Genomic DNA, 15460 nt, shown 5'->3' with positions numbered 1-15460 from the left:
ATTGGAAGACAGTTTGGACTGAAATAGTCAAAGGGATAGAGGCTACAAGATCAAAAATGGCCGCTTAAAGCGACCACTAAATATTATTCTAATTTATTGTTTTAAAACAATTAAATAATCTTCCTGACTAGCTCTTGGCAACGTTGGCAATGCCTTCAAGCTGTAGAACTGGGGCTGCGTCGATGTCTTCTGCGTTCATCATTGATGATACGCGTTGCATCGAGGAAAGCAGTAGGCTCTGCTCCCACGGTTCTAGGTTTTGGAATTTTTTAACGAAGTTATCTTGCAGCGGCGGTGGCGCATTGTTTAGCAGCTCTTGGCCTTTTTCCGTCAAGTTCGCATGCACTTTACGACGGTCTGCAACACTACGGATACGTTGTACGTAACCATTCAACTCTAGGCGATCGATGATCGTCGTGGTTGTGGCTTGGCTTACATTGGTGTGATTCGACAATTCTTTGATCGTCACATTACCCATTTCTTGGATTGCTCTCATTAGAATTAATTGAGGGCCAGTCAAACCATACTCTTTACTCAGCTTTTTCGAGTGTAAATCGATAGCGCGAATAATTTGTCGAATAGCGACTAGGATTTCGTCATGTTTGTCCAAGATGCAGACCTTTGTACTAATATACTGTGAGTGGTTTTACAGTGTCGAAGCGAAGAACTCTCATGAAATCGGAGTCAGGACCGCTCAAATTACACTGTAAATGATAAATTACGTCATTAATTTTTCCGCATTGTACTGATGTTCATACTATTCTCAATCTTTTCTATGCCTCTGAATTTGCGCAGGGCAACACTTTTGCTCAATGAGTCACGATTTTCGCTCTTATATCGGCTAACAAGGTAACAAAAAGCCAGAAGTCGTTAACAAATAAAAAAGCAGAGCAGTCAAATAGGTAGGGAGATTGTGATGGCCCCACTACCTATTAAATGTTTCGATATCTGACTATTTTAGTTCAAAAGACTAAGCAGCACTGTTTAGTTGAAAATTACCTGTCAGCGCGTTGTAGAACTCGCTGTTATCCAAGATCCCAACCAATTGATTGTCTTCAACCAGCAAAATCGGATGGTTACTTATCTGCTTGAGCTTAATCGCATCACGCATGCCAATTTCAGGGCTTGTGACCACGACACTCGACGCGCTGATCGCCGCTAAGTCATCTGACTCGCTCCACTCGACAAGCGCCAAAGTAGATTCACCTTTGACCGATAAAGCACCTTCACTCTGTTCAATCCAGAGGTCTTTAGAATCGCAGATCTTCCAGCTTTCATTCTCTTGCGTCAGCGAATCAAGAGGCTGCATCAAAGAACGACCTTTAAGCACATTCAATGGATTGGTGTGAGCAACGAAGTCCTTCACATATTCTGTTTTCGGCGTCAGAACGATCTCTTCAGGTTTACCGTGTTGAATCAGTTTGCCTGACTCCATGATCGCAATGTTGTTACCAATCTTCAGTGCTTCATCTAGGTCGTGACTCACGAACAGAATCGTTTTGTTTAGTTTGTTTTGCAACGTGATCAGTTCATCCTGCAGTTGAGCACGAATCAATGGGTCAAGCGCCGAGAACGGTTCATCCATCAATAGAATGTCAGTATCCATTGCAAACGCACGTGCCAAACCAACACGTTGCTGCATGCCGCCAGAAAGCTCATGCGGGAATTTGGTTTCCCATTCGGCTAGGCCGACCATTTCTAATTGTTCACGCGCCTTAGCACGACGAACATCTTTGGCGACACCCTGCATTTCAAGACCAAATGCCACGTTGTCTAATACGTTAAGCCATGGCATCAAAGCAAACTTTTGGAACACCATAGAAACGCGATGAGTACGAAGGTGACGCAAGGTCGCTTCGTCGCATTGTTCACCTAAATCAACCAGCTTGTCTCCATCTTTGATCGCCAATGAGCCACGGCTGATCTCATTCAAGCCGTTAACTGCGCGAAGCAAAGATGATTTACCAGAACCAGACAAACCCATCAGTACACAAATCTCGCCTTCTTCCACCGTCAGCGACACATTATCTACGCCAACAACTTGGCCAGTCTCATCAATGATCTCTTGGCGAGTTTTACCTTGATCGAGTAGATCCAGCGCTTGATTGGCTTTGTTACCAAACACAACATCAAGGTTTTTGATGGTAATCGCGTCCATTGCCTTCTGTTCCTGAGAGATAGACATGATTAAGCTTCCTTCTGGTTTGGTGTTTTGCACAAGCGGTCAAGGATGATTGCGACTAAAACAATCGCTAATCCGGCTTCAAAACCTTGTGAGATGTTCACTGTGTTCAATGCACGAACAACAGGTTTACCAAGTCCGTCAGCGCCAACAAGAGCGGCGATAACCACCATCGAAAGCGACAACATAATACATTGGGTGACACCGGCCATGATGCTTGGCAGAGCGGCAGGTAATTCAACTTTGAGCAGTAACTTCATGCGACTTGCACCAAAGGCTTTACCCGCTTCAATCAGCTCTTCAGGGACTTTCGTTACCCCTAAGTAGGTCAAACGAATCGGAGCAGCTATCGCGAAAATAATGGTCGAGATTAAGCCAGGCACGATGCCCAAGCCAAATAGAACCAGAGTTGGAATCAAATACACAAACGTCGGAACGGTCTGCATTAAATCGAGAATTGGGCGCAACATCGTATAGAGCCAAGGACGGTGAGCAGCCATGATGCCAACCGGTACGCCAATTAATACGGAAATCGTTGTCGCCGCAAAGACGAGAACAAAGGTTTCCAGCATTTCTTGCCAGTAGCCGAGGTTAAGAATAGTCAGCAGTGCCGCGACCACAAAGATCACCAGCGAGAGTTTACGGTGTAAGTACCATGCAATCGCAGCGGTAATCACGATTGGCAGAGCAGGCGGCATCCACTTAAATACATCGACTAAAAACATAATGACGGTTTCTAGAAAAATCGAAATAGCGTCAAAGAATCCTGCTGCATTGATTGTTAGCCAATCAACACCCGCTTCCATCCATTGTCCGACAGGGATTTTGTTTTCCGTAATAAAATTCACAATATTGCCTTTTATTATGGGCGGGCTACTTCAAACCAATCGATAAATTGGTAAGCCCACCTTTATTATTTATGTAGCTGTTGAGATAGGTAGAACTAAGCTTTAACTTGTTTTAGGTATTCAGTAACCGCTTGAGTCGCTGATTCACCTTTATGCGTTTTTACGTTGTCTAACCAAGCTTCAACTTGTTGAGGGTTATTGTTCAACCATTGTTGAGCCGCTTTTTCTGGCTTCACTTTTTGGTTCAGAATCTCTTCCATCAACTGGTTTTCCATCTCTAGAGTGAATTCTAGGTTTTGTAGAAGTTGACCGACGTTTGCACACTCAGACAGGTAGTTTGAACGAACGTTGGTGTAAACATTCGCGCCACCGTAGTTAGGGCCGAAGAAGTCGTCACCGCCTGAAAGATATTCCATTTCAACATTGCTGTTCATCGGGTGCGGAGCCCAACCAAGGTAAACAATCCATTGGCTACGGCGTGCTGCGCGTGATACTTGCGACACCATGCCGGCTTCGCTTGATTCAACTAGGCTGAAATCTTTTAGACCGAATGCGTCAGAGTCGATCATCGATTGGATTAGACGGTTACCATCGTTACCAGGCTCGATGCCGTAGATGCGGTCTTTAAATTTGTCGGCATGTTTTGCTAGGTCTGCGAAACTTTTAACACCGGCGTCGTACACGTACTTAGGTACAGCTAGCGTGTATTTCGCACCTTCAAGGTTGGCGCGAACAGTTTCAACGGTGCCCGCTTCACGGTATTTAGCAATATCGCCTTCCATGGTTGGCATCCAGTTCCCTAGGAATACATCAATGTCGCCGTTTGCCATTGAAGAGTAAGTCACCGGTACTGAAAGTAGGTCGGTTTTGGTTTTGTAACCAAGGCCTTTTAATAGTTCAGAAGTAACGGCGGTTGTTGCGGTAATGTCAGTCCAGCCTACATCAGCGAAGCGAACGTTTTCACATTGCTGTGGTTCTACTGAAGCGTTAGCACCAAATGCAAATGAGCTGATGGCTAGTGCTGTTAACGTTTTTGTCGTCACGTTCTGAATATTTAGAGTCGTCATAATGGTTCCTTTTTATCTTTCCTTTTGCTGCTCGATATCAACGCGATAGAGAGCAGTTCTTCTGACTTTTGACTTTTGACTAATTAGTTTTGTTATTTTTTGCTTGTTACTTGTTGTTTTTATTCTTTACTACTTTTGCTATTTTTTACCCAATAACAGACGCTTACGCTTCTCGTACTGGCTTATTGATTCTTTGTGTCTCTTCCCATTCCGGTGCTATCCATACCGGAACGTTTTGCTCTTTTAGAACGGGCTTGCCCAGAATCAAATCCGAGGCACGCTCAGCCACCATGATGGTGGGCGCGTTCAAGTTTCCGTTTGGAATAGTTGGGAATACAGACGAATCAACAACACGCAGATTATCAATGCCGCGAACACGACACTCTTCATCAAGCACCGCCATTGGGTCGTTATCAGCGCCCATTTTGCAGCCACAAGAAGGGTGATAAGCACTTTCAACATTCTGCTTAACCCATTCATCGATTGCTTCATCGGAGGTAATGCTTAGACCCGGCTGAATCTCTTCACCACGGTAAACATCCATCGCAGGTTGCGACAAAATCTCACGGGTTAAGCGAATACAATCGCGCCAATCTTGGCGGTCTTGTTCGGTTGAGATGTAGTTGAAAATGATCTCTGGCTTGGCATGCGGATCAGCAGAGGTGATCGCAACCGTACCGCGACTCTCTGGCTTGTTAGGTCCAACGTGTACTTGGAAGCCGTGGCCATCAAAGGCCGCTTGGCCGTCATAACGCATCGCAGCTGGTAGGAAGTGATATTGAATATTTGGCCACTTCAATCCTTTACGAGAGCGAATGAACGCGCACGATTCAAAGTGGTTAGTGGCACCAAGGCCCTTACGAGTCAGAATCCACTCGGCACCAATCATGCCCTTGCTTACCAAGCCAAGCTTGCTGTTGAGCGTGATGGGTTCGTTACAGTGATATTGGAAGTACACTTCTAAGTGATCTTGAAGGTTTTCACCGACGCCACTGAGTTCGTGTTTCAGCTCAACACCCGCCTTTTCAAGCACGGCTTTCGGGCCGATACCAGAAAGCTGAAGCAGTTGAACAGAACCAATAGAACCCGCAGAAGAGATCACCTCTTTGTTCGCTACCGCAACTTGGGTATTGCCTGACTTTTCAAACTCAACACCAACCGCTTTCAAGCCCGATTGACCATTTGAGTCTTGTGCTTCAAGTAAGAAACGACGCGCCACGATGCCCTTCTTCAAGGTTAGGTTTGAACGCTTCAATGCACGGCGTAGATAAGCGTTAGAGGTAGAGGCTCTAACACCCTTGTCTACCGTCATATGCATAGTGCCGAATCCTTCTTGCTGGTAGCCGTTGTAATCGTTTGTTTCTGGGTAACCGGCATCTTTACCTGCATCGATGAACGCTTGGTAAAGCGGGTTGAGCTCCATATCGTTACCGTTACAAGTGCCGACAGGGCCATTGTCACCACGGTATTCATCACCGCCTTTGTTCCATGATTCAGCACGGCGGAAGTAAGGTAAGCATGCTTGGTAGTTCCAACCCGCTGCGCCCTCTTCTTCCCATTGGTCAAAATCACACGCGTGGCCACGAACATAAACCATCCCGTTGATCGATGAGCTGCCGCCTAACACTTTGCCACGTGGGCAGTGCAGTTCACGTCCATCAAGACCCGGTTCTTTCTCTGTTTCAAATTGCCAAGCGTACTTTTCAGTATTCATTGGGTAAGAAAGCGCGGTTGGCATCTGGATAAAAATGCTCTTATCCGTGCCACCAGCTTCCAGTAATAAAACGCTATGTTCACCGCTTTCCGTTAGCCTATCCGCTAACACACAGCCGGCCGAACCCGCGCCGACGATAATATAATCGTAGCGTTGTTCCATGTTTTGATTTCCCTGAGATGAGTCAGTAGGGCTAGCTCTGTTAAGCTAACCCATAAAATTGAGTGTTACGCTTTAGGCATAAGGGCTGGCGTAGTCGCCAAGTTCAATAAGAATGCTCTTAGTCTGCGTATAATGAAGTAGGGTTTCTGGTCCATTTTCACGGCCAATCCCCGAAAGCTTGTAACCACCAACAGGCATTTCTGCCGGTGAGTCGCCCCACGTGTTCACCCAACAAATACCTGCCTGCATTTGATGAATAACACGGTGCGCACGAGAAAGGTTTTGCGTGAACACACCAGCCGCAAGGCCGTATTTGGTGTCGTTGGCGCGGCGAATCACATCGTCTTCATCCGTAAACTTCAACACTGACATTACAGGACCGAAGATCTCTTGTTGAACATGAGGCATGTTGTCTTCGCAATCCACAAACACCGTTGGAATAACAAAGTTGCCGTTTTCGAGACCGTTGTCTGTCACTTGATAGCCGCCCGTCAACAGGGTTGCACCCGACTGCTTAGCTAGCTCAATTGCTTCAAGGACTTTTGACAGGTGTTCTTTAGAAATCAACGCGCCGATCTGAGTCTCCATGTCCATTGGGTTACCAATGATCAGCTTCTCAGTGCGTGTTTTAAGTTGATCGATGAATGCGTTGTAGATGTTTTCGTGTACATAAACACGAGTACCGTTGGTGCACACTTCGCCTTGGGTGTAGAAGTTAGCAACCATCGAAGCGGAAACCACATCATCCAATTTCGCATCATCAAACACGATCATTGGTGACTTGCCGCCAAGTTCCATGGTGACTGATTTCAGCGTCTTAGCGCTATCTGCCATTACCGCTTTACCGGTACCGGTTTCGCCCGTGAACGACACTTTCGCGACGTCTGGGTGCGCCGTTAGCATTTGACCAACACGGTAATCGCCCTGAACCACGTTAAACACGCCATCAGGAAGACCAGCTTCAGTAAAGATTTCTGCAAGCTTGAGCGCCGTTAGCGGCGTTTCTTCTGAAGGTTTGAAAATCATCGCGTTACCCGCGGCCAATGCCGGAGCTGATTTCCACATCGCGATTTGAATTGGGTAGTTCCATGCGCCAATGCCAGCACAGATGCCCAGCGGTTCACGGCGTGTGTAGAAAAATTGAGATTCGCTCAGCGGCTGTTGGTCGCCTTGTAGCGTGGGAGCCAAGCCAGCAAAGTATTCAATAACATCAGCGCCAGACGCCACATCCACTTCAATTGCTTCTTGCAGCGGCTTGCCCGTATCAACAACCTCAAGGTTTGCAAGGTCATCATTTCGAGCTCTAAGTATTTCCACAGCCTTCAAAAGAATACGGCTGCGTTCCACAGCGGTCATTGCTGACCATACCGCAAATCCGCGCTTCGCAGATTCAATAGCGCTGTCGACATCCGCGGAAGATGCTTGGCCTAACGTCGCGATAGGTTCACCGTTTGCAGGGTTAATGCTATCAAAGGTTTCACCAGAGGTTGCTTTAACCGCTGCGCCATCGATGTATAACGAGTTCATTTCCATTTGAGATTCTGACTTAATTATTGTTATTAGACTCTACTGGTCTATATGTGAGTATTAGGTGTAAATAGTGGTCGTTCTAGCTCTTGCTCTAGGTCTAGCTCAAGGTCTAACGCTACCACTGCGATCTATTTGCTGTGACACGAGTAGAACGTAAGTTGTTTATCTAGATAATCATTGATGATAGCTCGCGCCTTTTGAGCATCGATACCATCTGGGTTTAGTGTGCCTCTCAGCCACAAACCATCAATCAGAGACGCAACCCCGTGAGCAACGAGATCCGCTTGTTCATGATTCAAAATACCTTTCAACTCAAGACGTAAGTGTGAAATCAAACGTTTTTCATTCACACGCTGCAGTCTTTTCAGCTGCTCGTCATGCATTGAATATGACCAAAATGCCAACCACGCCTTCGCGACCTTATTTTCTGCTTGGTAACCTTCGAAGTTACCATCGATGATTGCGTTAATTCTCTGTTGGTGAGCATCAACAGGAAGCGCTTTTAGTGAAGTCGTGATGGTGTTGGAGAGTTGGCGAAGGATTTCACGCATGGTCTCTTCGAGCAGGCCGTGCTTACCACCAAAATAGTGATTAATGATGCCGGTAGAGACTCCCGCTTCTTTGCTGATCAACGCAATACTCGCGGCATGCAAACCGACTCGATCAATCACCGTCATGGTCGCTTGAACAAGCTGTGGTTTACGTATGTCAGGCATCCCAACCTTCGGCATTTCTTAGTCCTTTTATTTTTTATTGAACGTTCAGTTAAATATAAAATGACAGAAATTTAGTTAGGGTTCAAATGATTATTTAAAACAAACTCGTAACAATACAGCATTCAAAATCACAAAAATCATTATAAAACAATAAATTAAATATCATTTAGAGCACTAACGAAAAGAATTAAAGATTTGAGGTGTGATAGTTAATGGTCAAATGTTTTTACTCAATAAGAACAAAACTTAACCACTTATCTTCTGAGCCGAAATGGGTGATATGCAAAGAATAGGCATCGTTATTTGTGGTTAAGAAGGGAGAAGCGATGGCGTAATTGATCGAGAGCAAGAATGAAAATCAGATACGACGAGAGCACCTTTATCAAGTTAGGTGCTCTCATTTTTTTATCACCAATATCGAGGTAATAAAGCGTGGTTAGTTCAACTAAAAAGCTAAGTGGTAACTATTGCTCGACTGATCCAGTGAAATCACCCAACTTTGCTCTTTCTCACTGCTGCTCATCGGCACCCAACGAGCGTAAATTTGCTCCCAGTTCCCATTCACTTCTAATTCCACAACATCGATTTGAGTTGGGTACACCGTGGTGATTCTCGATAAAGGGTCAGCGACAACATCACCGTTACTCATCACAAATGCCGACTCGGAATACAAGTGCAGCGCTCCCGAAGTCGTTCCCGTGTAATCCATCGACAAGCTGATCTTCTCCCCAATATCAAATGAGAAACCGACAGGCGCCACGATATCAGACGTACTGATCGCTGCTGGCTGGATTACTAACGCAGGCAATTGAGCGGGCGTCGGTGTTGGTGTCGCAGCTGGAGTCTGCGCAGGTGATGCACTGGTGTTACCACCGCCACCTCCTCCACCGCCACAAGCACTTATTATGAGTGAGAAGGATGTCATGGTAATTAATTTGCTTATCTTATTCATGGTGCTCTCCTACTCATCCGTCGCTGATATAACTTTGTTCGTGGTCGATGCTTTGTACCATTCACCATCGGTCTCACCGCTGCTGGTTACCCATGTAGGGAATGACGTATACGCATCACTGATATCAACCAGTTCTACAGGATGATCCCATTCGTCTCGAATGTTGATGACCCACGGCATATTATTACTGGTTTTGAACGACTCAGAGCCTGAAGAGCTGTCATCATGACTATTGAACAAGGCGTTATTCATATCACTGGTACCTGTAAACTCTTTTAAGTGAGTTTGCCACGTCATACCCGGAGGGGTCGCGACGAAGTCACCATGATAAGTACCATCAGCCCCAAAGATAAATGAGTCATAAGGTGGGTACCCTATGTCATCACGTGATACTGCTGTAGTAAATTCCACGTACAGTTGGTAGTTAAGCACGTCAGCGTTTTGTACCCCAGAACATGCACTTTGGGTTCGGTAGAAAACACAGCTTTCCGATAGTTCACCAAGATTCTCTAGGTCTACTCTCAAATCCTCAGAGACCATCAATATCGTTTCACTATCACCTGCTTGCAAAATCGTATGACCGACGGCAACACCGTTACGAGTTAATGTTGTCGACGCTACGTTAGCAGGTAAAACGTTAGGTAGCTTCACAGCATAACCATTTGAGTAGCCCGCTCCCATTGCTTGAAGGGTGTAATCTACGGTCAAGTTCTTGAGTTCTCGTTGACCATTAAGCTGCTCTGTCACTTTGTAGCGCCACACCACGTCATTGAAGTCGTAGTCACCTTTCAATGGCCAATTATCTTCGAATGCGATCGTTGCGTAGCTGTTCGAGCTCGGGTAAACCGTTGTTACGGTCACATCTTCATTATTCTCTTGAACAAGCACTTCATATTTGGAATCTGTCGTGCCATCTTCATTAACCCCATCAACGGCGGTAAATGGCGTCACTTCGACCGTGAAAATCAGATCATTAAAGTCGTTGTCTCCAGTTGGACGATAAATATCCTCAAAGCCAAGTACCAAAAACTCATTCTCTGTATCTAGAAAGGCAACATTGTGTCTTCTATTTTCAGCTGACGCCTCAGGGTTAAGTGATGGATAGCTGTAGAAAGGTGTGCCCCAGCCACCAAGCCACGGGATGTTGTTATAAGAGCCTTCCCAGCCCCAACCATTCGAGATGATAAAAAAGGCTAATGTTTGACCTGCCGTAAGTTGGACACTGAGATCAATAGAGTCCCCTTCTTGCATTTCCCCAACATCAGCAACCGACGTATTAGGAAACACCACGACATGTGCGTTGATATCGTCTTTAGTTGCTGGAGGGTTATCAGTATCAAAAACGAAGTAGCCAAGGGTGTTGCGGTAACCCGCCCCTTCGTTCAGGAAAGTGATTGTGGCTGTGGCGTACTCTGCACCGTCCAACTCATCATCAATATCAATACTCGAATAACGCTCAGGTGCAATAAAGGCACTGTTCACGGTAGTGCCTTCTGGCAACATCGAATAGACGTTAGTTAAAACATCTTGAGGAAGTGACCCCGCGATCGAATAAGTACTATTGGGTTTACCTTTTGCAGAATAGTTAGAAGCATCCGAGCCTGATTCAAATGTAAGGTCTGCGGTTGTCAACGCCATCGCGACACATGGCACCAAGCAACTCGGCAATATGACTGAATTCCAATTTCTCATTCTGTTCCCTCTTTCACTAGCCTTAAACGTGTATAGAGGAATGGAGCAAGTATAGTGCCGAAAAATAAAACTATATTTAACAGAAGGTTATGATTATCTAGTTGAAAATTCTCATTTTGAGAATAAAGTTGAATGTAAAAACCGCTATTCAAATAGCGGTCTTAATTTGGGATGAATAGAAGGGTTAACAAAGTAACTAACTGTGGTTTATTCGCCGATAATCGGCATAGACTGCCAGGCTCTTTGGTGCAACATTTCACAACCAGATTCGGTAATAACGATGTTCTCCTCGTGCACCATCATGCGGTTCTTCGCAAATGCCATACCGGGCTCTAACGTTAACACCATGCCGGGTTTTAATATCACGTCACCATTTGGTACATGTGATGGCCACTCTGTTAGCTGCATGCCTAATCCATGCCCCATACGACCCACATCGTTGCCAAGCGCGCCGTTCTTTTCGAGCACCGACCACATGGCTTGCCACACGTCTCCAGTGGTGCGTCCCGGCTCAGCAATCGCGAGCCCCGCTTCTGTCGATTGATAAACGGCATCGTAAGCCGCAATGGTGTCAGGTGCTGCGTGACCAAAGGCATAATTACGGTCAAAGTCGCTAAAGTAGCCATCAAAGTTAGCCCCCGTATCGATGATCAACACGTCACCTTCACTGAGTACACGGTCGGTTGGTCCCATAATGATGTTGTCATACCCACCTTGGCCGGACGCGGAAATAAGATAAGGACACGCATCGGCACCCAAACGTAACATCTCTAAATGCATCGCTTTACACGCCTGTCGTTCTGTCATGCCTATCGCTAAACGGTGACGAAGATATTCAAAGCCCGCCGCCGTCACTTGACAAGCAAAGCGTACTTTATCGATCTCAGCTTGAGACTTAACACTACGCAAGTCTCGAACCATCAATGACACATCAACCACACAGTGTTGGCTCAACTTCTGCTGTAACAATGCATAATTAGTGGCTGGCATACGCAAATGTGTTTCAGGGCCAATCATCGAACCGATTCTACGAGAACCCTTGGAGACCTCAGATAGCGAAGAAGCTAACAAAGAGATACCGTCGTCTTCTGGTCTTGGTGACGGCCAACTGCGCACGTCGTCAATCCATGTATCGTCGAAACCAGCGACACCAATCTCTGGCACTACCGCTATGGGCTTACCAACCGCAGGCACCACCAAAAACCAAGGTCGAGTTGGGCTTTCCCAGAACTGCGATTTGAAGCCACTGAAATAGCGAAATTCAGGTTCGGTCGTAAAAAATGCAGCATCGATGTTTTGAGCACGTAGACGTTGTTGTAACTCGACAGTACGTTGCTCTAGCTCTGCTGATTCAACCCCTCTCTGCGGAGGTGTTAACGGCAATATACTCATATTTCTATCCTTGATTGAAGAAAGGTAACCCTAGAATTAATTGAATAAAACATCTCTTGGTAGCAGAGCGATACTTGGAAAGAAAATCAGCAAAGCAGACATCAATATCAAAATAAGGAAAAACGGTAATGCCCCACGGATCACTTCCATGTAAGGTCGCTCGAAAATCGCTATGGCTGTAAAGATGTCACAGCCAAATGGAGGTGTTGCCGACCCAATCGCCATTTGCAGCGTTACCATCACACCGACCAAGATTGGATCGATACCTGCGGCATTAACAATCGGCATGAAAATCGGCGTCAAGATCAGCAAGACCACTAACGAATCCACAAACATACAGCCGACAAAGAAAGTCAGTGCGATGACAAACAGAATGTATTCAGGTGAGGCGTCCTCTAGATTAAGAGGAGCTAGCAACTCCTGAGGAATTTGTTCAAACGAGATATACCAAGAGAACGCCTGACCGACACCCACAAGCACAAAGACAACCGCGGTAATCAAGCCGGTATTTAACGCCGCATCGCAGATGTCTTTTACGCCAAGTTTGCGATAGAAAATGCACTCAACGATGATCGCATACAGCACTGCGAATGAAGCCGCTTCGGTAGGCGTGACCACGCCAGAGTAAATACCGCCGATAATCAAAGCAGGGAAACCAAGAGGAAGGATCGCTTTCTTGATCGCTTCAATACGCTCGGCAGTGTTGGCTTTTTCAACCAAAGAGATGGTGTCGCTGTGTTTCACGCTGTAGGCATAGCTGTATAACGAGAACAGGCTAGCGAGCACTAAGCCCGGACAAATACCAGCAATAAACAACTCCCCTACACTGGCGTTGGCTAAGGTGCCGTAAAGAATCAAGCCGATACTCGGCGGAATAAGAAACGCGATGTCACTGGCATTGATGATCAACGCCATCACAAAACTATCTTTGTACCCTGCTTGCAGCAACTTAGGACGCATGATTTGCCCAACCGACACCACGGTCGCTTGGGTCGAACCGGAAACTGAACCAAACAAGGTACAGCTGATACACGTAGTAATCGGTAACCCGCCACGCAGGTGTCCAACAAAAGCTTGAATCAGACCCAGTAGGTTATACGCCGTGTGCCCACGCGTCATAATATCCGCAGCCAAGATGAACATCGGCACCGCGATTAGAGCGTTCGGCGAAATACCTGTCACCATCTGCTGAATCAGCACTCCCGGCTCAACCTGAGAGAAATGAATCAAGCCAATCAACGCCCCAACCGCTAATGGCACAATCATAGGGAAGCTCAAAAACAGCAAAATCACCATCACAGAGACAAGAGTAAATGTGATGACATAAATATCTAATTCGCCGGCAATAATGTCCGAGAAAAACTGTGCAACATCGCTCATTCGAACTCACCTACTTTTGTATTTCTATTTTCAATCACGTCAAATGACACGTAAATCTCTTTATGCAGTAAGTTCATCAAGAAACTCATGCTGTATTGCAATCCCGCGATAAAAAATCCGATCGGAATGATCGCGTACACCCAATACACAGGGAACTGTAAGGCTGGACTTAACCGGTTGATATCTTTCAGCTCTTTAACGTAAAAGAACGCATGGTAGGTGAGATAAAACATCAGCATTGCTGTTAATAACGCAATGATGGTTGTGAGAATTTTCTGAGCTTTCGTGCTCAATGAATCGTAGACCGCTGTCATACGAATATTTCGACCTTGGCGCACCGCATAAGCGAAGCCGACGAAGGTAACAGAGACAATCAGAAACTGATTGAGCTCTTCCGAAAAAAATAGGCTTTTATTGAAGGCGTAACGACCAATCGCATTGGCCGTAGAGTTGATCATCATCGCGAGAATGGCAGTCATGATCAAAAAGCGCTCTAGCTTTTCTGTCGCGACACTTATTTTATGTAGCAGTTCTTTCATAACAGGCAGTGCTCCATACTTCGTTCAGTGACACGAGTCCATTGCCACTATTTGGAGAAGGTTGGGATAAGCTATCCGCTGACACATATCAACGGATAACTATCATCCTTACTAACGCTTTCTATTGCGTTGCTGAAGCAGCCTTCACTTCACCTAGGATCTCTTCGAGAATGGTTTTCGCACCCTCACGAGCTTCGCTTTTCTGACCCGCCGGGTAAGCATTCGCCACTACGTCGTAGTATGTCGTGTGCAGCTTCTGGCTTAGCGTTTTAAAGCGCTCACGCTCTTCATCCGTCAACACAACCACTTGCATGTTTGGACGCTCTTTCAAGATCTTGTCCATGTTCTCTTTGTTGATGCGGATCTGATAGTCGTAAGCCGCTTGATCTGCCGCTTTGATTGCTTTGTCGACCATTGCTTGCTTCTCTTCAGACAAAGCGTTGTACCACTTACTGTTGGTCGAAACGGTACTCACATAAGGTTGCTGACCTGGGAACATTAAGTAGTCTTGAACCTCATGCCACTTTGCGTTGTAGATGAAGTAGATAGGGTTAACCATGCTATCAATGGTCTTTAGTTGCAGTGAACCGTACACTTCACCCCAAGAAAGAGGGGTAGGTGTTGCACCAAACGCTTTGTAGGTTTCAACAGGAATGGTTGAAGTGAAAGTACGGATTTTCTGGTTCGCAAAATCTTCAGGAGTACGGATAGGTTTATTACCGCCCCAAACCATTTCACCCTCAGACATCATCGACAATAGCTTGAGGTTTACACTCTCAAACTTCGGTGCCAATTTGTTGTAGATGGTTGGGCTTTCCGTTAACACCTTATGGGTGATTTCTTCATTGGTACCCAGTACATAAGGCAAGCTCACTGCCTGAACTTCAGGAACATAAGATCCTAAGTGACCCGCTCCTACAGATACGAATTGAATCGTGCCTTTAGCAGCCAATTCTACGATGTCGTTTTCTGTCCCTAGTTGACCGTAGTAATAGATGCGGACACGGATGTCGCCATCAGATTCCTTCTTAATCACTTCCGCAAATTTTTGCGCATAGATGTCTTGAACGTCTGTTTTGTCCTCTTCTGAAGCAAACTTCCATGTTTCGGCATGAACGCCAAAAACCATGCTCAAACTTAGCAGTGCTACGCCTAATCGTTTCATCCTGTCTTTCCTTTTATTATCCTAATTACACGTTGATGACCTTGGTCACTTCACGCGCTTCAGTTTTGGTTGTGTCGACAATAAACTCCGTTTAAAGTCTGCCATCTTGCAGTGCCAAATG

Annotated in this window: 13 protein-coding genes; all 13 read right to left on the bottom strand. The window is 45.9% G+C overall.

All coding sequences use genetic code 11. The features are described from left to right. Window positions 1-127 precede the first annotated feature (127 nt). On the bottom strand, window positions 128-610 hold the full coding sequence (locus BCV39_RS17650; RefSeq protein WP_017632044.1) for a MarR family transcriptional regulator: 483 nt from the start codon (window positions 608-610) through the stop codon (window positions 128-130). A gap of 360 nt (window positions 611-970) precedes the next feature. After that, the gene (gene choV, locus BCV39_RS17645; RefSeq protein ID WP_102432468.1) at window positions 971-2185 is read right to left on the bottom strand and encodes a choline ABC transporter ATP-binding protein; all 1215 of its coding nucleotides are present in this window, start codon (window positions 2183-2185) and stop codon (window positions 971-973) included. 2 nt (window positions 2186-2187) lie between these two features. Further along, on the bottom strand, window positions 2188-3030 hold the full coding sequence (choW, locus tag BCV39_RS17640) for a choline ABC transporter permease subunit (RefSeq protein WP_102432469.1): 843 nt from the start codon (window positions 3028-3030) through the stop codon (window positions 2188-2190). Window positions 3031-3125: 95 nt separating this feature from the next. Next, complete coding sequence (locus BCV39_RS17635; RefSeq protein WP_102432470.1) at window positions 3126-4097, bottom strand: choline ABC transporter substrate-binding protein; 972 nt, start codon at window positions 4095-4097, stop codon at window positions 3126-3128. Window positions 4098-4260: 163 nt separating this feature from the next. Then, window positions 4261-5973: a choline dehydrogenase gene (betA, locus tag BCV39_RS17630; RefSeq protein WP_102432471.1), complete on the bottom strand. Its 1713-nt coding sequence runs from the start codon at window positions 5971-5973 to the stop codon at window positions 4261-4263. Window positions 5974-6045: 72 nt separating this feature from the next. Beyond that, entirely contained in the window at window positions 6046-7506 is a 1461-nt protein-coding gene (gene betB / locus BCV39_RS17625; protein WP_102432472.1) for a betaine-aldehyde dehydrogenase, read from the bottom strand. Between the two features lie 125 nt (window positions 7507-7631). After that, complete coding sequence (gene betI / locus BCV39_RS17620; RefSeq protein ID WP_102432473.1) at window positions 7632-8234, bottom strand: transcriptional regulator BetI; 603 nt, start codon at window positions 8232-8234, stop codon at window positions 7632-7634. Between the two features lie 430 nt (window positions 8235-8664). Then, the gene (locus BCV39_RS17615; RefSeq protein WP_102432474.1) at window positions 8665-9171 is read right to left on the bottom strand and encodes a hypothetical protein; all 507 of its coding nucleotides are present in this window, start codon (window positions 9169-9171) and stop codon (window positions 8665-8667) included. Window positions 9172-9180: 9 nt separating this feature from the next. After that, a complete protein-coding gene (locus BCV39_RS17610) occupies window positions 9181-10863 on the bottom strand; it encodes an LruC domain-containing protein (RefSeq protein WP_102432475.1) in 1683 nt (560 codons plus the stop codon). 207 nt (window positions 10864-11070) lie between these two features. Then, entirely contained in the window at window positions 11071-12255 is a 1185-nt protein-coding gene (locus BCV39_RS17605; RefSeq protein ID WP_102432476.1) for a Xaa-Pro peptidase family protein, read from the bottom strand. 36 nt (window positions 12256-12291) lie between these two features. After that, window positions 12292-13635, bottom strand: coding sequence for a TRAP transporter large permease (locus BCV39_RS17600; RefSeq protein WP_102432477.1), 1344 nt, complete (start codon window positions 13633-13635; stop codon window positions 12292-12294). Continuing rightward, window positions 13632-14174, bottom strand: coding sequence for a TRAP transporter small permease (locus BCV39_RS17595; protein ID WP_102432478.1), 543 nt, complete (start codon window positions 14172-14174; stop codon window positions 13632-13634). The genes BCV39_RS17600 and BCV39_RS17595 overlap by 4 nt, the downstream gene beginning before the upstream one ends. A 121-nt stretch (window positions 14175-14295) precedes the next feature. Then, entirely contained in the window at window positions 14296-15339 is a 1044-nt protein-coding gene (dctP, locus tag BCV39_RS17590; protein WP_102432479.1) for a TRAP transporter substrate-binding protein DctP, read from the bottom strand. Window positions 15340-15460: the final 121 nt, after the last annotated feature.

This window comes from Vibrio sp. 10N.286.55.E10, assembly GCF_002872555.1.
GTDB lineage: Bacteria > Pseudomonadota > Gammaproteobacteria > Enterobacterales > Vibrionaceae > Vibrio > Vibrio crassostreae.
Note: the sequence above shows the minus strand (reverse complement) of the source record. Positions and strands in the feature narration are given on the sequence as shown.

What these genes read in the sequence shown, in the direction of transcription:
- BCV39_RS17615 (WP_102432474.1), bottom strand. Translation starts at nt 9,171, where the DNA reads ATGAATAAGATAAGCAAATTAATTACCATGACATCCTTCTCACTCATA.
- BCV39_RS17595 (WP_102432478.1), bottom strand. Translation starts at nt 14,174, where the DNA reads ATGAAAGAACTGCTACATAAAATAAGTGTCGCGACAGAAAAGCTAGAG.
- BCV39_RS17610 (WP_102432475.1), bottom strand. Translation starts at nt 10,863, where the DNA reads ATGAGAAATTGGAATTCAGTCATATTGCCGAGTTGCTTGGTGCCATGT.
- betI (WP_102432473.1), bottom strand. Translation starts at nt 8,234, where the DNA reads ATGCCGAAGGTTGGGATGCCTGACATACGTAAACCACAGCTTGTTCAA.
- betB (WP_102432472.1), bottom strand. Translation starts at nt 7,506, where the DNA reads ATGGAAATGAACTCGTTATACATCGATGGCGCAGCGGTTAAAGCAACC.
- betA (WP_102432471.1), bottom strand. Translation starts at nt 5,973, where the DNA reads ATGGAACAACGCTACGATTATATTATCGTCGGCGCGGGTTCGGCCGGC.
- dctP (WP_102432479.1), bottom strand. Translation starts at nt 15,339, where the DNA reads ATGAAACGATTAGGCGTAGCACTGCTAAGTTTGAGCATGGTTTTTGGC.
- BCV39_RS17635 (WP_102432470.1), bottom strand. Translation starts at nt 4,097, where the DNA reads ATGACGACTCTAAATATTCAGAACGTGACGACAAAAACGTTAACAGCA.
- BCV39_RS17600 (WP_102432477.1), bottom strand. Translation starts at nt 13,635, where the DNA reads ATGAGCGATGTTGCACAGTTTTTCTCGGACATTATTGCCGGCGAATTA.
- choV (WP_102432468.1), bottom strand. Translation starts at nt 2,185, where the DNA reads ATGTCTATCTCTCAGGAACAGAAGGCAATGGACGCGATTACCATCAAA.
- BCV39_RS17605 (WP_102432476.1), bottom strand. Translation starts at nt 12,255, where the DNA reads ATGAGTATATTGCCGTTAACACCTCCGCAGAGAGGGGTTGAATCAGCA.